General features: G+C 75.5%; 14 protein-coding genes. 9 read left to right on the forward strand and 5 right to left on the reverse strand.

Annotated elements, in window-relative coordinates:
- Window positions 1–60: 60 nt before the first annotated feature.
- The 3 genes from HDA33_RS02105 to HDA33_RS02115 form a co-directional block, all read right to left on the reverse strand.
- Window positions 61–1,401, reverse strand: coding sequence for a M1 family metallopeptidase (locus HDA33_RS02105; RefSeq protein ID WP_184170419.1), 1,341 nt, complete (start codon window positions 1,399–1,401; stop codon window positions 61–63).
- The gene (locus HDA33_RS02110) at window positions 1,398–5,408 is read right to left on the reverse strand and encodes a Pls/PosA family non-ribosomal peptide synthetase (RefSeq protein ID WP_184170422.1); all 4,011 of its coding nucleotides are present in this window, start codon (window positions 5,406–5,408) and stop codon (window positions 1,398–1,400) included. The genes HDA33_RS02105 and HDA33_RS02110 overlap by 4 nt, the downstream gene beginning before the upstream one ends.
- 185 nt (window positions 5,409–5,593) lie before the next feature.
- Window positions 5,594–6,595: a quinone oxidoreductase family protein gene (locus tag HDA33_RS02115; RefSeq protein WP_158494429.1), complete on the reverse strand. Its 1,002-nt coding sequence runs from the start codon at window positions 6,593–6,595 to the stop codon at window positions 5,594–5,596.
- An 85-nt stretch (window positions 6,596–6,680) separates the two neighbouring features.
- On the opposite strand from HDA33_RS02115, the gene argC reads away from it, so the two are divergent.
- The 6 genes from argC to HDA33_RS02145 are packed head-to-tail and all read left to right on the forward strand — an operon-like array spanning window position 6,681 to window position 12,636.
- On the forward strand, window positions 6,681–7,721 hold the full coding sequence (gene argC / locus HDA33_RS02120) for an N-acetyl-gamma-glutamyl-phosphate reductase (RefSeq protein WP_184170425.1): 1,041 nt from the start codon (window positions 6,681–6,683) through the stop codon (window positions 7,719–7,721).
- Entirely contained in the window at window positions 7,718–8,878 is a 1,161-nt protein-coding gene (argJ, locus tag HDA33_RS02125; RefSeq protein ID WP_184170428.1) for a bifunctional glutamate N-acetyltransferase/amino-acid acetyltransferase ArgJ, read from the forward strand. The genes argC and argJ overlap by 4 nt, the downstream gene beginning before the upstream one ends.
- Window positions 8,879–8,889: 11 nt before the next feature.
- Window positions 8,890–9,900 (forward strand): acetylglutamate kinase, encoded by a 1,011-nt coding sequence (gene argB / locus HDA33_RS02130; RefSeq protein WP_184170431.1) that lies wholly within the window; start codon window positions 8,890–8,892, stop codon window positions 9,898–9,900.
- Window positions 9,897–11,177: an acetylornithine transaminase gene (locus tag HDA33_RS02135; protein WP_184170434.1), complete on the forward strand. Its 1,281-nt coding sequence runs from the start codon at window positions 9,897–9,899 to the stop codon at window positions 11,175–11,177. Before argB ends, HDA33_RS02135 begins: the two co-directional genes overlap by 4 nt.
- A complete protein-coding gene (gene argF / locus HDA33_RS02140; RefSeq protein ID WP_184170437.1) occupies window positions 11,174–12,148 on the forward strand; it encodes an ornithine carbamoyltransferase in 975 nt (324 codons plus the stop codon). The genes HDA33_RS02135 and argF overlap by 4 nt, the downstream gene beginning before the upstream one ends.
- Window positions 12,148–12,636 (forward strand): arginine repressor, encoded by a 489-nt coding sequence (locus tag HDA33_RS02145; protein ID WP_158494434.1) that lies wholly within the window; start codon window positions 12,148–12,150, stop codon window positions 12,634–12,636. The genes argF and HDA33_RS02145 overlap by 1 nt, the downstream gene beginning before the upstream one ends.
- A gap of 61 nt (window positions 12,637–12,697) precedes the next feature.
- On the opposite strand, the gene HDA33_RS02150 is transcribed toward HDA33_RS02145, so the two are convergent.
- Window positions 12,698–13,513, reverse strand: coding sequence for a hypothetical protein (locus HDA33_RS02150; protein WP_158494435.1), 816 nt, complete (start codon window positions 13,511–13,513; stop codon window positions 12,698–12,700).
- Between the two features lie 273 nt (window positions 13,514–13,786).
- Window positions 13,787–14,674 (reverse strand): resuscitation-promoting factor Rpf, encoded by an 888-nt coding sequence (rpf, locus tag HDA33_RS12850; protein ID WP_184170440.1) that lies wholly within the window; start codon window positions 14,672–14,674, stop codon window positions 13,787–13,789.
- Window positions 14,675–15,286: 612 nt separating this feature from the next.
- Between rpf and HDA33_RS02160 the strand changes: the two genes are divergently transcribed.
- The 3 genes from HDA33_RS02160 to HDA33_RS02170 all read left to right on the forward strand — a co-directional run bounded on the left by HDA33_RS02160 (window position 15,287) and on the right by HDA33_RS02170 (window position 20,516).
- Window positions 15,287–16,528: an argininosuccinate synthase gene (locus HDA33_RS02160; RefSeq protein ID WP_017488686.1), complete on the forward strand. Its 1,242-nt coding sequence runs from the start codon at window positions 15,287–15,289 to the stop codon at window positions 16,526–16,528.
- Window positions 16,529–16,616: 88 nt separating this feature from the next.
- Window positions 16,617–18,077 (forward strand): argininosuccinate lyase, encoded by a 1,461-nt coding sequence (argH, locus tag HDA33_RS02165; RefSeq protein ID WP_184170443.1) that lies wholly within the window; start codon window positions 16,617–16,619, stop codon window positions 18,075–18,077.
- 150 nt (window positions 18,078–18,227) lie between these two features.
- Window positions 18,228–20,516 (forward strand): HelD family protein, encoded by a 2,289-nt coding sequence (locus tag HDA33_RS02170; RefSeq protein WP_184170446.1) that lies wholly within the window; start codon window positions 18,228–18,230, stop codon window positions 20,514–20,516.
- Window positions 20,517–20,527: the final 11 nt, after the last annotated feature.

Below are 20,527 nucleotides of genomic sequence, written 5' to 3' on the forward strand. Positions count from 1 at the left end.
GCGCCGCGCCGCCGCTCCGGTCCGGAGGGTCGCAGCGCCGCGCCGCCGGCCGGCCTCTCCTCAGCCGGGGAAGGGCGGCAGCTCGGACCGCCGGGTCCACGTCTCGAAGAGCTCGTCGACCTGCTCGGGCGTGACCTGGGCCCGCGGGGCCCACGCGTGGACGTGGGCGCGCAGGCCGGCGGTGTCCACGGTGCCGAAGCGGTGCTCGTCCACCCACGCGCGCAGCATCGAGCCGAAGACCTCCCGGCCGAGCAGCACGCGCAGCGCCTCCACGGTGAGGGCGCCGCGCTTGTAGACCCAGTCTTCGAACATCTCGGCGGCGCCGGGCTCGGTGAGCACGTGCTCCACGGGGTCCTCGGCCAGCCGCTGCCAGGCCCGTCGCGCCATGGAGGCGATGCTCGAGCGCCCGGACGCCTCCGCCCAGAGCCACTCGGACCAGCAGGCGAAGCCCTCGTGCAGCCACAGGTCCGCCCAGCGGCCCAGGGTCACGGCGTTGCCGAACCACTGGTGGGCCATCTCGTGGGCGATCAGCCGCTCGGACTCCCACGAGCCGTCCAGGTGGTTGGTGCCGAACAGGGACATGCCGGCCGCCTCGAGCGGGATCTCCAGGACGTCGTCCGCCACCACGGCGGTGTACTCCTCGAACGGGTAGGGGCCGTAGGCGGCGATGAAGGCCGCCATCATGGCCGGCTGGGCGGCGAGGGCCGCGCGTGCCCGCTGCTCGGTGCGCGTCGAGGCCACGAGCCGCAGCGGCGGCAGGCCGTCGGCGGGCGCGGCGGCGTCCACGAGCCGGTAGCGCCCGATCTGCACCGTCAGCAGGTAGGCGGGCACGGGCTGGGTCAGGCGCCACCGCCAGGTCACCCGTGAGCCGCGGGTGCGCACGGGCGCGCCCACGCCGTTGGCGACGGGCAGGTAGCCGGCGTCGCAGGTCAGGGTGATGTCCGCCGTCGAGCGGGAGACGGGGGAGTCCACGCACGGCAGCCACGTGGAGGCGCCGTGGGGCTGGCCGGCCACGAGGACGCCGTCGGTCAGCTCCTCCCAGCCGATGGTGCCCCAGGGGCTGCGCCGGGGCGTGGGCGTGCCCGCGTAGGCCACGGTGAGCTCCACGAGCGTCCCCTCGGGCCGGCTCTCGCCCAGGTCCACCACGAGACGGCTCGGCCAGCGGCGGGGCTGGGAGAAGGAGGCGGGCAGCGCGCGGCCGTCGACGGCGGCGCCCACCTTCGACACGCGCAGGCGGTGCAGGTCCAGCTCGATCCGCCGGCTCTGGCGCGTCAGGCGCACGGACAGGACGGCCGTGCCGGAGACCCGGTTCGCGGCGAGGCGGACGTCGAGGTCCAGCACCACGTGCTCGATCACGGCGGCGTCGGTGCCGACGCCGGGGACGTAGGGGTCGGTGCTCATGCTGCCTCTCGGGACGGTGCGGGGGGCGGGTCGGGCACGCCGTCGGGGCGGCGCCAGGGGGAGACGGGGTTGCCGAGCCACCAGGTGCCGGCGGGCAGCTCCTCGCCGCGCATCACGAGGGAGCCGGCGCCGACGGTGGTGCCACGGCCCAGCCGCGCCGCGGGCAGCACCACCGAGTTCGGGCCGAGCGTGGCGCCGTCGGCGAGGACGACCTCGTCCAGGGACATCACGCGGTCGTGGAACAGGTGCGTCTGGACGACGCAGCCGCGGTTCACGGTGGCGCCGTCGCCGAGGGTGACGAGGTCGGCCTCGGGCAGCCAGTAGGACTCCACCCAGGCGCCGCGGCCGATCCGGGCGCCCATGGCGCGCAGGAACCACACGAGGGCGGGGGTGCCGGCGGCGGCGCGGGCGAACCAGGGCGCCGCCAGGAACTCGGTGAACGTGTCCGCCACCTCGTTGCGCCAGATGAACGAGGACCACAGCGGGTGTTCGCCGGGGCGCACGCGGCCCACGAAGGCCTTCTTGGCCAGGACGGTCAGCGTGGCCGCCGCGGCGCCGGCGGCCAGGAGCACGGCGCCGCCCAGGACGGCGGCCAGCGCCCATGTGCCCACGGCGGTGAGCGCGGCCAGGGCGGCGCCCGTCGCGATGGTCAGGGCCACGTGCAGCCACACGGGGATCGCGCGCAGCAGCTCCCAGCCGGTGCGCGCGGCCTTCAGGCGGGCGGTGGGGGCGTAGGTCACGGAGGCGTCCGCGGCCACCTCGGTGCGGCGCAGGCGCACGGGCGGGGAGCCCATCCACGAGGTCCCGGCCTTGGTCTTGGCCGGGGTGGTGGAGAGCACGGCCACGAGCGAGTCGCGGCGCAGGGTGCGCCCGGCGGGCACCATGCCGGAGTTGCCCACGAAGGCGCGCTTGCCCACCTTCGCGGGGGCCACGTGCATCCAGCCGCCCTCGAGCGAGTAGGAGGAGACCATCGTGTCGTCGGCGAGGAAGGCGCCGTCGCCCACGCGGGTCATCCCCGGCAGCAGCACCACGGTGGAGGCCTCGACGCCGCGGCCGACCTCCGCACCGAGCAGGCGCAGCCACACGGGGGTGAATCGGGAGGCGTAGAGCGGGAACAGCTGGTCGCGGGCCGCGTCGAGGATCCGCTCCGTGGCCCAGATCTGCCAGCCCACGCGGGAGCGCACGGGATGGTGGCCCTCCGTGATCCCCACGGAGAGCAGGCGCACCGCGCCCAGCACGAGCAGCATCTGCGCCCCGAACCAGACCGCGGCGATCAGCGGGCTGGCCGCGAGCAGCCGCAGCGCCGTGACGCCCACGGCGGCCGCGGGGCCGGCGGGGTCCGCCGGCGGCCACCAGGTCAGGGACCAGGAGCCCACGGCGGCCGCGGCGCCGGCCGCCACGAGTCCCAGCAGGGCGACGAGCGTGGAGAGCACCGTCGAGACGGCCCGCCAGCCGGTGGCCCGGGGCGGGGCCACGTTGGGCCCGTCCGCGCGGACCTTGCCCACCTTGGCGGCGGGGGAGCCGGCGTGCCGCTGGCCGCCGCGCAGGCGCCCGGCCACCGTGGACCCGGCCTCCACGTGGGCCCCGGCGCCCACGCGGGCGCCGGGCAGCAGGGTGCTGCGGGCCCCCACCACGGCGCCGGCGCCGATGCGCACCTCACCGATCCGGACGACGTCGCCGTCCACCCAGTATCCGGACAGGTCCACCTCGGGCTCGATCGAGGCGCCCTCGCCCACCGTGAGCAGGCCGGTCACCGGCGGGACGCTGTGCAGGTCCACGTCCGCCCCGATGCGGTTGCCGAGCAGCCGCGCGTAGGCGGGCACCCACATCGCGCCGGCCAGGGAGTAGGGGTCCACGACGTCCGTGATCTGCTGGGCCAGCCACAGGCGCAGGTGCACCCGGCCGCCGCGGGGGTGGGAGCCGGGCTCCACGCCGCGCAGCAGCAGGCGCGCCGCCAGGGCCGTCACGAGCATGCGCCCGGGCACCGTGACCACGAGCAGCCCGGCGACCGCCAGGACCCACCAGGGGACGGTCGGCAGCCCGGGGGCCAGCCCCGTGAGGGCGAGCAGGTTCAGCGCCAGCCCCGTCCACACGCCCAGGCGCAGCGCGGGCAGCACGAACACGGGCAGGCCCACGAGGGTCTGGGCCCACTGGGTGCGGTGACGGGTGCTCGCCACGTGCCGGTCGTGCACCTCGATGCCGCCGTCCTCGCCGACGACGGCGGCCGCCAGCGCCGAGGCGGTGGGGCTGCGGTAGACGTCCTGGACCGTCACGGCGGGGTGGCGCAGCCGCAGGCGGGCCACGAGCTGCGCGGCGGCGAGGGAGCCGCCGCCGGCCTCGAAGAAGTCGGCGTCCGGGCCGGACGGCGGCGCGCCGAGCACGTCCGCCCACTGGCGCAGCACCCAGCCGTGCGGGGAGGCCTCGTCCGGCTGGGGCGCCTCGTCGTCCGGCTCGGCGCCGGGCAGCGGCCAGGGCAGGGCGTGGCGGTCCACCTTGCCGGAGGTCTTCGTGGGCAGGGCGTCCATGAGGGCGAGGCGGGGCACGAGGGCGGCCGGCAGCTCCTCGGCGAGGCGTTCGCGGGCCAGGTGCAGGTCGAGGTCCGCCTCCGGGTCGGCGGACACGAGGTAGCCGACGAGGATCTGGTGGCCGGCCGGCGTCGTCTGCACGGCGGCCGCGCCGCCGTGCACGCCGGGCAGCGCCTGGAGGGCGGCGTCGACCTCGCCGAGCTCGATGCGCCGCCCGCCCAGCTTCACCTGGTCGTCGGCGCGGCCCACGAACAGCAGGCCCTCGGGCTCGAACACCACCAGGTCGCCGGAGCGGTAGGCCCGCTCCCAGCCGAGGGTCGGCATCGGGGCGTACTTCTCGGTGTCCTTGGCCGGGTCCAGGTAGCGGGCCAGCCCCACGCCGCCGATGATCAGCTCGCCCGTGGCGCCCTCGGCCACCGGCACCCCGGTGGCGGGGTCGACGACGGCCAGGTCCCAGCCGTCCAGCGGCAGGCCGATCCGGACGGGGCCGACGCCGGTCAGCGGCGCGGCGCACGCCACCACGGTGGCCTCGGTGGGACCGTAGGTGTTCCAGACCTCGCGGCCGTCCTCGGCGAGGCGGGCGGCGAGCTCGGGCGGGCACGCCTCGCCGCCGAAGATCAGCAGGCGCACGTTGTCCAGCGCCTCGGTGGGCCACATGGCGGCGAGGGTGGGCACGGTGGAGACGGCGGTGATCCGCCGCTCCGCCAGCCACGGGCCGAGGTCCATGCCGGAGCGCACCAGGGAGCGCGGGGCCGGGACGAGGCAGGCGCCGTGCCGCCAGGCCAGCCACATCTCCTCGCACGAGGCGTCGAAGGCCACGGAGAGGCCGGCGAGCACGCGGTCGCCGGGGGCCAGGGGGTCCTCGGAGAGGAAGATCCGCGCCTCCGCGTCCACGAAGGCCGCGGCCGAGCGGTGGCTCACGGCCACGCCCTTGGGGGTGCCGGTGGAGCCGGAGGTGAAGATGATCCACGCGTCGTCCTCGAGCCCGGGGGCGCGGTCCTCCGCGTCCGGGCGGGGCGCGTGGACGGCGGCGGGGGCGTAGACGCGCTCGTCCGTGAGCACGCCGGCCACGCGGGCCTCGCCGAAGACGAGCCGGGCGCGCTCCTCGGGGTCGTCCGCGTCCACCGGCACGTAAGCGGCGCCGGCGGCGAGCACGCCCAGGATGGACACGTAGAGGGCGGCGGTGCCGGAGGCGATCCGCACGCCCACCCGGTCCCCGGTCCGCACGCCGGCGGCCCACAGGTGCCGTGCGGTCTCGTCGACGCGCGCCTGCAGCTCGGCGTAGGTCAGCGGCTCCACGCCGTCGTCGAGGGCGGGGGCGTCAGGGTGCTCGCGCGCCGTCGCGTCGAACAGCTCGACGAGCGTGCGCGCGGGCGGGGTGCGCAGCGCGCCGGGCAGCTGAGGCGGGTGGACCGCGGCGGCGTCGTCGGCGGGATCGACGGGGTCGGGCGGCGGGACGGGCGCGACGGACGGATGGGACACGGGGCCTCCGGGGGACGAGGGCGGCGCGACGGGGAAGGGGCGATCGGCGCGGACCGGGCCGCCGGGGGTCAGTCTAGGCCCGCACCGCAGGCCGGGGTCCGTGGTGAGGGGGTCCGTGCGGCGGGGCCGCCCGCGGCGCCCCGCCGCGCCGCGGCCGCGGGCGGAAGGCCGGCCGGGCGCGCGGCTCAGCCGAGGGTGAGCAGCACCTTGCCTGTGGTCGCCCGGGACTCGAGGGCGGCGTGGGCGGCGGCGGCCTCGGCCAGCGGGATGCGCTCGCCGATCCGCACGTCCAGCTCCCCGGCGGCCCACGCGGCGAACAGCTCGTCGCTGCGGCCGCGGGTCTCCTCCTCGGTGCGCGTGTAGTGCACGAGGGAGGGGCGGGTGACGTACAGCCCGCCCGCGGCGTTGAGCCGCTGCAGGTCGAAGGGCGGCACCTGCCCGGAGGCGCCTCCGAAGAGCACGAGCGTGCCCCGCACCCGCAGCACCCGCAAGGACGTCTCGAAGGTGTCCTTGCCGACGCCGTCGAACACCGCGTGCGCGCCGTGCCCGTCGGTGAGGCGGTCGACGGTCGCGGCCAGCTCCGGGTAGTCCACGGCCGCGGCGGCACCCGCCGCGCGGGACAGCTCCCGCTTCGCCTCGGTGGACGCCGTGGTGATCACCCGGGCCCCGCGCGCGGCGGCCAGCTGCGTCAGCAGCAGCCCGACGCCGCCGGCGCCGGCCGTCACCACCACGGTCTGGCCCTCCTCGACGGGGAAGGTCGAGCGGCACAGGTAGTGCGCCGTCATGCCCTGCAGCGGCAGCGCCGCGGCGTCGGCGAGGTCCACGCCCTCGGGCACGGTCAGCAGCCGGTCCGCGGGCGCGGTGAAGTGCTCGGCGTACGCGCCCTGCGCCGTCGCGGTGGCGACCCGGGCGCCGAGCAGGGTCGGGTCCACGCCCTCGCCGAGCCCGACCACGGTGCCGGAGGCCTCGGTGCCGGGGACGAAGGGCAGGTCCATCGGGTACACGCCGGCGCGCTGGTAGGTCTCGATGTAGTTCAGGCCGACGGCGGCCGTGCGCACCAGGACCCGGCCCGGGCCGGGGGCGGGGACGTCGGCCTGCGTCCACCGCAGGACCTCGGGGCCGCCGGTCTCGGCGACGACGACGGCGTGGTGGGTGCGGGGGACGGCGGGGCTGCTGGCGTGGGGCATGGCCTCAGTCTACGATCGGGGCACCGGCGGCGACGGGTTACGCATACATATGCCGCACGTTGCATATATCGGCTAGGGTGGGTGCATGACTCACACCGTCGCCGTCTCCGGGGCCAGCGGATACGCCGGGGGAGAGGCCCTGCGCCTGCTCGCCGGCCATCCCGACGTCGCCGTCGGGGCCATCACCGCCCACTCCAACGCGGGCGAGCGCCTGGGCGCCCTCCAGCCCCATCTGCACTCCCTCGCCGACCGCGTCCTCGAGGAGACCACCGCGGACGTGCTCGCCGGGCACGACGTCGTGATCCTCGCCCTGCCCCACGGGGCCTCCGGCGCGCTCGCGGCCCAGATCGCCGAGCGCTCGCCCGAGACCCTCGTGATCGACGCCGGCGCCGACCACCGCCTCGAGTCGGCCGCGGACTGGGAGGCCTTCTACGGCTCCGAGCACGCCGGCACGTGGCCGTACGGCCTGCCCGAGCTGCCGGGCCAGCGCGAGCGCCTGGCCGGCACGCGGCGCATCGCCGTCCCCGGCTGCTACCCCACCACCTCGATCCTCGCCCTGGCCCCCGGCTTCGCGGCCGGGCTGCTGGAGCCGCAGGACGTGGTGATCGTCGCGGCCTCGGGCACCTCCGGCGCCGGCAAGGCCGCCAAGCCCCACCTGCTCGGCTCCGAGGTCATGGGCGGCATGAGCCCCTACGGCGTGGGCGGCGGCCACCGCCACACCCCCGAGATCGAGCAGGGGCTCACCCAGGCCGCGGGGGAGCGGGTGCAGATCAGCTTCACCCCGACCCTGGCCCCCATGGCCCGCGGCATCCTCGCCACGGCGACGGCGCGGCTGCGGCCCGGCGCGGACCCGGCGGCGGTGCGCGGCGCCTGGGAGCGGGCGTACGCGGACGAGCGCTTCGTCCACCTCCTGCCCGAGGGGCTGTGGCCGGCGACGAAGTCCGTCCTGGGCTCCAACCACGTGCAGATGCAGCTGGCCGTGGACGAGCGGGCCGGCCGCGTGATCGTCACCGCGGCCCTCGACAACCTCACCAAGGGCACCGCCGGAGGCGCCGTGCAGTCCATGAACATCGCCCTGGGCCTGCCGGAGCAGGCGGGGCTCGAGCAGCAGGGGGTCGCACCGTGAGCGTCACCGCAGCCCAGGGATTCCGCGCCGCCGGCGTCACCGCCGGCCTCAAGGCCTCCGGCACGCCGGACGTGGCCGTCGTCGTCAACGACGGCCCGCGCCGGGCGGCCGCCGCCGTCTTCACCGCCAACCGCGTGGCCGCCGCCCCCGTGCTGTGGTCGCGCCAGGCCGTCTCGGACGGCCGCGCGGACGCGGTGGTGCTCAACTCCGGCGGCGCGAACGCGGCCACCGGCACCCCCGGCTTCCAGGACGCGCACGCGACCGCGGAGCACGCGGCCGAGGCCCTCGGAGTCTCCTCCGGGGACGTGCTCGTGTGCTCCACGGGGCTGATCGGCGAGCGCCTCGACCGCGAGCGGCTCTTCGCGGGCGTCGCCGCGGCGGCGGGCGCCCTGTCCGCGGACGGCGGCGAGGACGCCGCCGTGGCCATCAAGACCACGGACACGGTGGCCAAGACCGCCCAGGCCCGCGGCGAGGGCTTCATCGTGGGCGGCATGGCCAAGGGCGCGGGCATGCTCGCCCCCGGCATGGCCACCATGCTCTGCGTGATCACCACGGACGCGGACGTGCCCGCCGCCGTGCTCGACGCCGCCCTCAAGGACGCCGTGCGCACCACCTTCAACCGGGTGGACTCGGACGGCTGCATGTCCACCAACGACACGGTGATCCTGCTGGCCTCGGGCGCCGCCGGTGTCGCCCCGGACCCCGAGGCCTTCGCCGCGACCCTGCACGAGGTGTGCGCGGACCTGTCCCGCCAGCTCGTCGCGGACGCCGAGGGCGCCGCGCACGACGTCGCCGTGCGCGTGCACGGGGCGCAGACGGAGGACGCCGCCGAGGCCGTGGCCCGGGCCGTCACCCGCTCCAACCTGTTCAAGGCCGCGATCTTCGGCCAGGACCCCAACTGGGGCCGCGTCATCGCCGCCGTCGGCACCGTCCCCGAGGAGGTCGCCGCCTTCGACCCCTATGCGCTGGACGTCTCCTTCAACGGCGTCCAGGTGTGCCGCGCCTCCGGCGTGGGGGAGGACCGCGCCCTCGTGGACCTGTCCGCGCGGGAGGTGCTGGTGGAGGTGGACCTGCACGCCGGCGACGCCGAGGCGACCGTCTGGACGAACGACCTGACGCACGACTACGTGCACGAGAACTCCGCCTACTCCACGTGAGGACCGCCCCCATGAGCCAGTCATCGAGCCCTCAGCCCGACCCCGTCACGACGGCCGCCGCACCCGTCCTCTCCGCCGCCGACCGGCTCGACCGTGCCGAGTCCAAGGCGGAGGTCCTCATCGAGGCGCTGCCGTGGATCCAGCGCTTCGCCGGCTCGGTCATGGTGATCAAGTACGGCGGCAACGCGATGGTCTCGGACGAGCTGCGCCGGGCCTTCGCCGAGGACGTCGTCTTCCTGCACCACGTGGGCGTGCACCCCGTGGTGGTGCACGGCGGCGGCCCGCAGATCAACGCGATGCTGGACCGGCTCGGCATCGAGTCCGAGTTCCGCGGCGGGCTGCGCGTCACCACCGAGGAGGCCATGGACGTGGTCCGCATGGTCCTCACCGGCCAGGTGGGCCGCGAGCTCGTGGGCCTCGTGAACTCCCACGGCCCCTACGCCGTCGGCTTCTCCGGCGAGGACGCGGGGCTGCTGCGCGCCCGCCGCACCGGTGCCGTGGTGGACGGGCAGGAGGTGGACCTCGGCCTCGTGGGCGAGGTCACCGGCGTCGACCCGACCGCGATCCTCGACGTGGTCCGCTCCGGGCGGATCCCCGTGGTCTCGTCGGTCGCCCCCGAGATCGACGACGACGGCGAGCCCACCGGGCAGGTGCTCAACGTCAACGCGGACACCGCGGCCGCCGCGCTCGCCTCCGCCCTCGGCGCCGCCAAGCTCGTGCTCCTCACGGACGTGGAGGGCCTCTACGCGGACTGGCCGGACCGCGATTCGCTCATCAGCTCTCTGACGGCGGGCCAGCTGCGGGCGCTGCTGCCCTCCCTGGCCTCCGGGATGATCCCCAAGATGGCCGCCTGCCTGGCCGCCGTGGACGCCGGCGTGCAGCGCGCCCACGTGGTGGACGGGCGCCGCCCCCACTCGATGCTGCTGGAGGTCTTCACCTCGGCCGGCGTCGGCACCCAGGTGGTGCCCGACGCCGACACGGCCGGCCGCCCCGCCCCCACGACCGTGCAGGAGGACGCATGAGCACCACCCAGGACGCGCTGCTGGCGCGCTACGCGGACTCCCTGACCGGGGTGTTCGGCCGTCCCGCTCGCGTGCTGGTGCGCGGGGAGGGCGTGCACGTGTGGGACGCCGACGGGCGCCGGTACACGGACCTGCTCGCCGGAATCGCCGTGAACTCCCTCGGGCACGCCCACCCGGCGGTGGTGCGCGCCGTGAGGGAGCAGATCGCCGGCCTCGGGCACGTGTCCAACCTGTTCACGTCCGAGCCCCAGATCCGGCTCGCCGAGGAGTTGCTCGCCGTCGCCGACGCCCCCGCCGGCTCCACCGTGTTCTTCGCGAACTCGGGCACGGAGGCCAACGAGGCCGCGTTCAAGCTCGCGCGGCGCCACGGCGGGCAGGACCCGTTTGGCCGCCGCACCCGTGTCATCGCCCTCGAGCGGGCGTTCCACGGGCGCACCATGGGCGCGCTCGCCCTCACCCACAAGGAGGCCTATCGGGCGCCCTTCGAGCCGCTGCCCGGGGGCGTCGAGCACGTGCCCGGCGGCGACGTCGACGCCCTGCGGGCCGCCCTCGCCCCGGACGCCTCCGGCGCCACCGTGGCCGCCGTGGTCCTCGAGCCCGTCCAGGGCGAGGCCGGCGTGCACGGCTGGCCCGTCGGCTACCTGGCCCAGGTCCGCGCCCTCACCCGCGAGGCCGGGGCCCTCATGATCCTGGACGAGGTCCAGTCCGGCATGGGCCGCACCGGCACCTGGTTCGGCTTCCAGAACCCCTCCGTGACCGGCTCGGATGACCCCGTGCTGCCGGACGCCTTCACCCTGGCCAAGGGCCTGGGCGGCGGCGTGCCGATCGGCGCCCTGGTGTGCGTCGGCCCCGAGGTGTCCGGTCTGCTTTCGGCGGGCCAGCACGGCACCACCTTCGGCGGCAACCCGCTGGCCACCGCCGCGGGGCTGGCCGTCCTGGAGACGATCCGCTCCGAGGGCCTGCTCGAGCACGTGCGGGCCGCCGGCGAGCGCGCCGCGAAGCTGCTGGCCGACCTGCCCGAGGTGGCCGCCGTGCGCGCCCACGGGCTGTGGATCGGCGTGGACCTCGCCGCGCCGCGCGGCCCCGTGCCCGACGGCGGACTGGCGCCCGCCGTCGTCGCCGCGGGCCTCGAGGCGGGTTGGATCCTCAACGCCACGGGCCCGGACACCCTGCGCCTGGCCCCGCCTCTCGTCATCGCGGCCGAGGATCTGGAGCGGTTCGTCGAGCTGCTGCCCGCCCTCGTGGCCGCCGCCACCACCGAAGGAGACCCCTCGTGACCCCCGCCCCGACCCCCGCCCCCGCCGCCGTGCGCCACTTCCTCGTGGACACGGACCTCACCCCGGGGGAGCAGGCCGAGGTCCTGGACCTGGCCGCGCAGATGAAGACCGACCGGTTCGCGCACCGGCCGCTGGCCGGCCCCCGCACGGGCGTGGTGTTCTTCGACAAGACCTCCACGCGCACGCGCGTCTCGTTCGCGGCCGGCATCGCCGAGCTCGGCGGCAGCCCCCTGATCGTGAACCCGGGGGAGTCGCAGCTGGGCCACAAGGAGTCCGTGGCGGACACCGCCCGCGTGCTCGAGCGCATGGTCGGGATCATCGTGTGGCGCACGTTCGCCCAGTCCGGCCTCGAGGAGATGGCCGCCCACTCCCGCGTGCCGGTCGTCAACGCCCTGAGCGACGACTACCACCCGTGCCAGATCCTCGCCGACCTGCTCACCGTCCGTGAGCACCTGGGCGGCACGCAGGGCCGCGTGCTGGCCTACCTCGGGGACGCCGCGAACAACATGGCCCACTCCTACCTGCTGGGCTGCGCCACGGCGGGCATGCATGTGCGCATCGCCGGGCCCGCCGGGCACCTGCCGGCCGAGCACGTGGTGGCGGCGGCGCAGGAGCGGGCCGCCGAGACCGGCGGCTCGGTCCTGGTGACCACGGACGCGGCGGAGGCGCTGGACGGCGCCGACGTCGTCGTGACGGACACGTGGGTCTCCATGGGCCAGGAGGACGAGAAGGAGGCGCGCCTGGCCCTGTTCCGGGACTACCAGGTGGACGCGGCCGCCATGGCCCGCGCGGGGAGCGACGCGATCTTCCTGCACTGCCTGCCTGCGTACCGCGGCTACGAGGTGAGCGCGGAGGTGATCGACGGCCCGCAGTCCGTGGTGTTCGACGAGGCCGAGAACCGCCTGCACGCCCAGAAGGCGCTGATGGCCTGGCTGCTCTACCGCTCCGGCCTCGCCGAGGATCCGCGCTGATGGCGGTCCCCACCACCAAGACGGCCCGGCAGGCGGCCATCCGGGAGATCCTGGCCACGCGCGGCATCCGGTCCCAGGCCGAGCTCTCGGACGCCCTGGGCGACCGCGGGCTCTCCGTCACGCAGGGCACGCTCTCGCGCGACCTCGTGGACCTCGGCGCGGTGCGGACGCGCGGGCCCGGGGGGATGGTCTACGCGCTGCCCGCCGAGGGCGACGACGGCGCCCTGCCCGGCCGCGGCTCCGACGCCCAGCTCAGCCGGCTGTCCAGCATGGCCCGGGAGCTGCTGATCTCCGCCGAGCCCACGGAGAACCTCGTGGTGCTGCACACCCCGCCCGGGGCCGCGCAGTTCCTCGCCAGCGTCATCGACCAGGCGCGCGTGGAGAACGTCATGGGCACGATCGCCGGCGACGACACCATCCTGCTCATCACCACCGGCGTGTCCGCCGCGCCGGTCGTCGCGGCGCACCTGCTCGGCCTGGCCGGCTGAGCCCGCGTCCGGCGGTCCAGGCCGCCGGACGCCGTGGTCGGCGCGTCGTCCAGGGCGACGGTCAGAGCCCGGGCCGGTCCCAGACGTCCGCGGCCGGCGGGGCGACCACCGGCGGGACCGCGTCCCAGTCGTCGAAGTCGACCGACTCGACGCGCGGCAGCAGGGCGCCCGCCGGGTCCGGGGAGGCGTTCGAGGTGGGTGCCGCACCAGACCTTGAGCTCGGAGCCGCCGTGGCGTCGGCCGTCGCATCGGCGGACCGCGCGACGCGCGCCAGCCGTCCCCGGGCGTCCAGATAGAGGTCGACCGGCCCGGCGCCGTCGAGACGGACCCCCGAGAACAGCTCGAGCCGCTCGCCGTCCACGGTGACCTCGCGTCCCTCGACGGCCGCGTCCTCCGGGGCGAGCGTGTCGGGCAGCTCCGCGCGCACCTGCGCGATGAGCTCCGCGGGGGAGACCAGGTCCTGCGCCGGCCCCGGGAGGGCGAGCCACCGCCCGGGGTCCACCCCGTCCAGCGCGTCCCCGGCGCCCTCGCCGCGCAGGTAGGTGACGCCGTCGGCGTGCACCGCCTCCACGGCCCCCTCGGCTCCCGTCGATGTCCCCCGGTAGGCGCCGTCGGCCTCGAGCGAGCCCGCGAGCGTGACGACGGCGGCGGGCCGGGCCCATCGGGCCGTCACGGCCACGGAGCGGGCGGAGTCCAGCGACTCGTTCAGCTCCGTCCACCGCCCCCCGAGCGTGTCCGGGTCTTCCCCGGCCGGCACCCCGGGCGCGGCGCAGCCGGCCAGCGCCAGGCAGAGGGCGGCCCCCACGGCCAGCGGGCGGCGCCGGGCGCGAGGGCCGGCGACGGCGGAACGGGGCACGGCGAGGGCGGGGGCGGACATGGGGCGCTCCTCTCGGCGTGCTCGGCGTGCTCGGCGTGCTCTGCTGCTGGGCGGACCTGCGGACCTGCGGCACTGGGGCCAGCGGCACTGGGGCCAGCGGCACTGTGGCTCAGGGGCCTGCGGCACTGGGGTCTGCACCCCGTCGGCGGGTCGGTCGGTGCACCAGCCTAGCCGCCGCCCCTCGTGGACTGGCGCGATGCCGGCCGGGCATGACGAAGGCCCCCGCCGTGGCGGGGGCCTTCATCGTGGACCGGTGACGACCGGTCAGGCGTCTCAGGCCTGGGGCAGGACGAGCTCCTGGCCGACGTAGATCATGGCGGCGTCGGAGACGGTGTCCTTGTTGGCCTCGTAGAGGGCGGTCCAGCCACCCTCGACCTCGTGCTCGGCGGCGAGCTTCCACAGGGAGTCACCGGCCTTGACGACGATGGTCTCGGCCTCGGCGACGACGGCCTGCTCGGCGGCGGCCTGATGGGCAGCGGCGCGCTCGGCGGCGGCGGCCTTCTTGGCGGCGGCCTTCTCGGCGGCGGCGGCACGCTTGGCCTCGGCACGCTCGGCGGCGGCCTGCTCGGCGGCGGCCTGCTCAGCGGCCCACTGCTCGGCGGCGGCCTGCTCGGCGGCGGCCTCCTCAGCGGCAGCCTGCTCGGCGGCGGCCTCCTCAGCGGCAGCCTGCTCGGCGGCGGCCTCCTCAGCGGCAGCCTGCTCGGCGGCGGCCTCCTCAGCGGCAGCCTGCTCGGCGGCGGCCTGGCGCTGCACGGAGGAGGTGCGCTCGACGGCGACCGGCGCGGCGTCGGTGGCGTCGGCGTCGGCCTGGGTCAGGCCGGCGGCGCACTTGGGCCAGGCGCCCCAGCCCTGCAGGTCCTGGAGCATCTCTGCGCGCTTGATCTGCTCGGCCTTCGAGGCCTGGTGCGGGTAGCCCTGGCCGCCCACGCCCTGCCAGGACGACAGGGTGAACTGCAGGCCGCCGTAGAAGCCGTTGCCGGTGTTGATGTCCCAGCGGTTGGTGGACTCGCAGAACGCGATGGCGTCCCAGGTCTCCTCGGTCGCGGCCTGGGCCGGAGCGGAGAAGCCCACGGCGGCGGCGCCCATGAGGGTCATGCCGGCGGCGACGGAGGCGGTGGTGCGGCGAGTGCGGGTGGAGGTGAAGAGAGTCATGGTGTCCATGGCGAGTCCTCGCTGATCGGCGGCCGGGGCGCACCGGGGTCGTCCTTCTCCTTGGTCGGGTCATGTCCTCCGGCGGTTCGGGACGACCCAGCAGCGGGCGACCGTCAGAGTGAGTTCGATCTCGTGGCCGGTCCCGCTTCCCGACCTCTCGGTCAGATCACGGTTCGATCACGAATCGGCTACGGAAGAGTCAACGACGCCGACCCCCCTCGCGTCAAATCGAGCGCGGGCGATCTCTGGCCTGTCCGTCTCGAATCGGTCGTGAGAGGACATCACGTCAAGCGGATCGTCTCATCGGGGTCGATTCGTCCACCCGAGGGCCGAAATCTGCGCAGGACATCTTCCGGCGACCTGTGGACGGTCGGCGTCCCGCAGGTCACGGCGCCGTGTCCTTCCTGTGATCCAGGTCGCGATCGGCCGTGATCCGGGTGGTGGAAGAAGGTCTCGGTCAGGCCGCGGGGGAGGTTGCGGCGGCCGGTCGGGGAGCGTGGCCCGCCCAAATATTCGGAAGTTTGCATACTTATTCGAAACGCGAGTAGGATCGGCTCCGAGACCGCCTCCGCAGGCCGCCCGGCCGCTGTCGGAGACGCACCCTATATAAGAGGAGAGAACGTGAAGGAACGCATCATCCTTGCCTACTCGGGCGGCCTGGACACCTCGGTGGCCATCGGCTGGATCGCCGAAGCCACCGGCGCCGAGGTCGTGGCCGTCGCCGTGGACGTGGGCCAGGGCGGCGAGTCCCTCGAGACCATCCGCCAGCGCGCGCTGGACTGCGGCGCCGTGGAGGCGTACGTGGCGGACGCGCGCGACGAGTTCGCCGAGCAGTACTGCATGCCCACGCTCAAGGCCAACGCCCTCTACATGGACGCGTACCCGCTGGTCTCGGCCATCTCCCGGCCCGTCATCTCCCGCCACCTCGTGGCCGCGGCCCGGCAGTTCGGCGCCTCCACCGTGGCGCACGGCTGCACCGGCAAGGGCAACGACCAGGTGCGCTTCGAGGTCTCCATCCAGACGCTCGGCCCGGACCTGAAGTGCATCGCGCCCGTGCGCGACCTCGCCCTCACCCGTGACAAGGCCATCGACTACGCAGAGCGCAACGAGCTGCCGATCGTCACCACCAAGAAGAACCCCTTCTCGATCGACCAGAACGTCTGGGGCCGCGCCGTCGAGACCGGCTTCCTCGAGGACATCTGGAACGGTCCCACCAAGGACGTCTACGACTACACGGACGACCCCGCCTTCTCGCCCGCCCCGGACGTGGTGACCATCGCCTTCGAGCGCGGCGTCCCCACGGCCCTCGACGGCCGCGCGCTGAGCTCCCTGGAGATCATCGAGGAGCTCAACCGCCGCGCCGGCGCCCAGGGCGTGGGCCGCATCGACATCGTCGAGGACCGCCTCGTGGGCATCAAGTCCCGCGAGATCTACGAGGCCCCCGGCGCCATGGCGCTGATCGCCGCCCACCGTGAGCTCGAGAACGTCACCCTCGAGCGGGAGCAGGCCCGGTTCAAGAAGACCGTGGACCAGCGCTGGACCGAGCTCGTCTACGACGGCCAGTGGTTCTCGCCCCTGAAGCGGAACCTGGACACGTTCATCGACGCGACCCAGGAACACGTCAACGGCGAGATCCGCCTCGAGCTGCACGGCGGCCGGGCCACCGTCCAGGGCCGCCGCTCGGAGACCGGCCTGTACGACTTCAACCTCGCCACCTACGACGAGGGCGACTCGTTCGACCAGTCCTCCGCGCGCGGGTTCATCGACATCTTCGGCCTGTCCGCCAAGACGGCCTCGGAGCGGGACCAGCGCCTGCGCGGCGGCGACGACCTCAAGGACGTCGCCCGCCTGGCCAACAGCTGACCCGCAAGGCACCCGCGCACGACGGCGGCCCGCCCATGACCGGGCGGCCGCCGTCGTGCTGTCACCCCCGAACCTGAGGAGACCCACGATGACCGAGAACCCCGAGGCCCGGCACGGCACCAACGAGGGCGCCCTGTGGGGCGGCCGCTTCGCCGGGGGCCCCTCCGAGGCGCTCGCCGCGCTGAGCAAGTCCACGCACTTCGACTGGCGACTGGCCCCCTACGACATCGCCGGCTCGCGCGCCCACGCCCGGGTCCTGCACGCCGCCGGCCTGCTCGGCGCCGAGGACCTCGAGGGGATGATCGCCGCCCTGGACCGGCTCGAGACGGACGTGCGCTCCGGCGCCTACGCCCCGGCGGACTCCGACGAGGACGTGCACGGCTCCCTCGAGCGCGGCCTCATCGAGCGCGCCGGGCCCGAGCTGGGTGGCCGTCTGCGCGCCGGCCGGTCCCGCAACGACCAGGTGGCCACCCTCGGCCGGATGTTCCTGCGCGACCACGCGCGCATCATCGCCCGGGGCCTCGTGGCCACCGTGGACGCGCTGCTCTCCCAGGTGCAGGCGCATCCGTACGCGCCCATGCCGGGGCGCACCCACCTGCAGCACGCCCAGCCCGTGCTGCTCTCCCACCACCTGCTCGCGCACGCCTGGGCCTTCGCCCGCGACCTGCAGCGGCTCGTGGACTGGGACGCCCGGACCGCCGTCTCGCCCTACGGCTCCGGCGCCCTGGCCGGCTCCTCCCTGGGGCTGGACCCGGAGGCCGTGGCCGCGGAGCTCGGCTTCGACTCCGCCGTGTGGAACTCGATCGACGGCACCGCCTCGCGCGACGTGTACGCGGAGTTCGCGTGGGTGGCGGCCATGGTCGGCGTCGACCTCTCGCGGATCTCGGAGGAGGTCATCTTCTGGGCCACGAAGGAGGCCGGCTTCGTGAAGCTGCACGACGCCTACTCCACGGGCTCCTCGATCATGCCGCAGAAGAAGAACCCGGACGTGGCCGAGCTGGCCCGCGGCAAGTCGGGCCGCCTCATCGGCGACCTGGCGGGGCTGCTGGCGACGCTCAAGGGCATGCCGCTGGCCTACAACCGCGACCTGCAGGAGGACAAGGAGCCGGTCTTCGACGCGGCCGACACCCTCGAGCTGCTCCTGCCGGCCGTGTCCGGGATGATCGCCACCCTCGAGTTCGAGACTGAGCGCATGGCCGAGCTGGCGCCGCAGGGCTTCGCCCTCGCCACCGACGTGGCCGAGTGGCTCGTCCGCCAGGGCGTGCCGTTCCGCGAGGCTCATGAGCTCTCCGGGGAGGCCGTCAAGGCCGCCGAGGCCCGCCGCGTGGAGCTGTGGGACCTCACGGACGAGGAGTACGCGGCGATCTCGCCGGCGCTCACGCCGCAGGTGCGCGAGGTGCTCAGCACCGAGGGCTCGCTGAACTCCCGCGACGCCCAGGGCGGCACCGCCCCCGCCGCCGTCGCCGCGCAGGTCGAGGCCCTCGAGCGGACCCTGGAGCCGCTGCGCCGCTGGGCGCAGACCCCCGGCTCCGTCGTCGACGCGCGCTGAGCCCGTCCCGCAGGTCCCGCCGGGTGCGGGGATCTGCGGGACGCGGCCGCGTCACCCGCCGTTCACCGGGGTCGGCGTAGCATGGGTGGTCACTTTCCCCGGGTGCGCCGCGGCGCGGCACGCCCCCGACAGCACCGCGAGGACCTCCCGATGACAGATGCCGTGTCCGTCCGCCAGTCCGAGCTCGAGCTCGAGCGGGCCCGGGTGGCCGAGCGGTACGCCCGGCTCGACGCGCTGCGCGAGGAGAAGGAGCGCCAGCTCGCGGCGGTGCGCCGGACCGGCCTCGAGGGCTCGCTGCAGAACCACTCCGAGCGCGACGCCTTCGCGAGCCTCTACGAGGACCGCCTCGCCCAGCTCCTCGCCGTGGACGACCGGCTGGTCTTCGGACGCCTCGACCTGGACCCCGAGCGGGCCGGCGATCCGGACGAGGAGCGGTACATCGGCCGGATCGGCCTCACCACCGAGGAGCACGAGCGGCTCCTCGTCGACTGGCGGGCCGCGGAGGCCGGCGCCTTCTACCAGGCCACGGCGGCCCACCGGGGCCGCGTGCGCCGTCGTCGTCACCTGATGCTGCGCGGCCGCGAAGTGCGCGACCTCGAGGACGACGTCCTCGACCCCGACCTGCTGGGGCAGGAGGGCGTGCGCGCGGACGCGCAGGGCGCGCTCCTGGCCGCGGTGACCGCCCGACGCACGGGCCGGATGGGGGACATCGTCGCCACCATCCAGGCCGAGCAGGACGAGGTCATCCGCGCGCCCCTGGCGGGCGCCGTGGTGGTCCAGGGCGGGCCCGGCACGGGCAAGACCGCCGTCGCTCTGCACCGCGCCGCGTACCTCCTCTACACCCACCGCGAGCGGCTGGCGCGCTCCGGCGTGCTCATCGTGGGCCCGTCCACGGCGTTCATGCGCTACATCGAGCGCGTGCTGCCCTCCCTCGGCGAGACCGGCGTCATCATGGCCTCGCTCGGCACGCTCATGCCGGGCGTGCAGGCCGGTCCGGAGCGGGACCTCGACGCCGCGGCCGTGAAGGGCCGCCTCGAGATGGCGCAGGTGATCGCCCACGCGGTGGCCCAGCGCCAGCGCCTGCTCGCGCAGCCGCGCCGACTCATGATCGAGGGCACCGCCGTCAAGCTCAAGCCCGCCGCAGTCCGCCGGGCCCGGGATCGGGCGCGCGCCACGGGCAAGCCGCACAACGAGGCCCGCGTGACGTTCGTGAAGATCCTCGTGCGCGAGCTGGCGGAGAAGCTGAGCAAGAAGCTGGAGAAGTCCTCCGGCGCGCCCGTGCAGCGCGACCTGCTCCTCGAGGACGTGCGGACCTCCCGCGACGTCCGCGTCGCCCTGAACCTGTGCTGGATGCCGCTGACCCCGCAGAAGCTCGTGGGGGACCTGCTCACGCGAGAGCACCTGCTGCGCGCGGCGGCCCCGTGGCTCTCGGACGGGGAGGTCGGCGCGCTGCTGCGTCCGGCGGACGCCCCCTGGACCGAGGCGGACGTGCCGCTGCTGGACGAGGCGGCCGAGCTGCTCGGCCGGCTGGAGGCCCCCGTCAAGGGCGGCGAGTCGGCCGCCCAGCACGAGCGGAACCTGGAGAACGCGCGGGCCTCCCTGGAGAACATGCACCAGACCCTCGCGGACATGGGCGTGGACGGCGTGGTGGACGCCGAGCAGCTGGCCGCGGCCAACGAGGCCCGGGCGGTGCGGCGCACGACGGCGGAGACGGCGGCGCACGACCGCACCTGGACGTACGGCCACGTGGTGGTCGACGAGGCCCAGGAGCTCTCGCCCATGCAGTGGCGGCTGCTGGCCCGGCGCTGCCCCATGAAGTCCTTCACCATCGTGGGCGACATCGCCCAGTCCTCGCGGCGTGACGCCGCCGGCTCGTGGGCGTCGGTGCTGGAGCCCGAGTTCGGCGACCGCTGGCGGCTCGAGGAGCTCACGGTGAACTACCGCTCGCCCGCGCGCGTGATGCGCTGGGCGTCCCAGGTGGCGCAGGCCGCCGGCCTGGAGGTCTCCCGGCCGCGCGCCGTCCGCGAGGGCGAGCACGCCCCGCGGCTGACCGTCCGCCCGGGAGCCGACCTCGTCGCCCTGACGCTGGACGCCGTCGCGGGGGAGCGGGACCGGGTGCCGGAGGGGCTCGTCGCGGTCATCACCGCGGCCGCGCACGCGCCGGAGCTGCTCGCAGCGCTGCGGGAGCGCTGGGGCCGGGCCCGCGTGGACACCGCGCCGCTGCCCGGCGTCGAGATCGTGGTGGCCACGCCGTGGGAGACGAAGGGCCTGGAGTTCGACGCCGTCGTCCTGGCTGCTCCCGAGCGCCTCGTCGACGACGCGCGGGGCGTGGTCGGCGACCTCTACGTGGCGATGACCCGGGCCACCCAGTCGCTGTCCGTGGTGTCCACGGCCGCCGTCGCCGCCCTGCCCGCCGGCCTCGCCGACCCGCCGGCCTGAGCCGAGGGCCG

Origin of the sequence: Micrococcus endophyticus (assembly GCF_014205115.1) — a bacterium.
GTDB classification, from domain to species: Bacteria; Actinomycetota; Actinomycetes; order Actinomycetales; family Micrococcaceae; genus Micrococcus; species Micrococcus endophyticus.

What these genes read in the sequence shown, in the direction of transcription:
- rpf (WP_184170440.1), bottom strand. Translation starts at nt 14,674, where the DNA reads ATGGACACCATGACTCTCTTCACCTCCACCCGCACTCGCCGCACCACC.
- HDA33_RS02105 (WP_184170419.1), bottom strand. Translation starts at nt 1,401, where the DNA reads ATGAGCACCGACCCCTACGTCCCCGGCGTCGGCACCGACGCCGCCGTG.
- HDA33_RS02150 (WP_158494435.1), bottom strand. Translation starts at nt 13,513, where the DNA reads ATGTCCGCCCCCGCCCTCGCCGTGCCCCGTTCCGCCGTCGCCGGCCCT.
- HDA33_RS02115 (WP_158494429.1), bottom strand. Translation starts at nt 6,595, where the DNA reads ATGCCCCACGCCAGCAGCCCCGCCGTCCCCCGCACCCACCACGCCGTC.
- argH (WP_184170443.1), top strand. Translation starts at nt 16,617, where the DNA reads ATGACCGAGAACCCCGAGGCCCGGCACGGCACCAACGAGGGCGCCCTG.
- HDA33_RS02170 (WP_184170446.1), top strand. Translation starts at nt 18,228, where the DNA reads ATGACAGATGCCGTGTCCGTCCGCCAGTCCGAGCTCGAGCTCGAGCGG.
- HDA33_RS02135 (WP_184170434.1), top strand. Translation starts at nt 9,897, where the DNA reads ATGAGCACCACCCAGGACGCGCTGCTGGCGCGCTACGCGGACTCCCTG.
- argB (WP_184170431.1), top strand. Translation starts at nt 8,890, where the DNA reads ATGAGCCAGTCATCGAGCCCTCAGCCCGACCCCGTCACGACGGCCGCC.
- argC (WP_184170425.1), top strand. Translation starts at nt 6,681, where the DNA reads ATGACTCACACCGTCGCCGTCTCCGGGGCCAGCGGATACGCCGGGGGA.
- HDA33_RS02145 (WP_158494434.1), top strand. Translation starts at nt 12,148, where the DNA reads ATGGCGGTCCCCACCACCAAGACGGCCCGGCAGGCGGCCATCCGGGAG.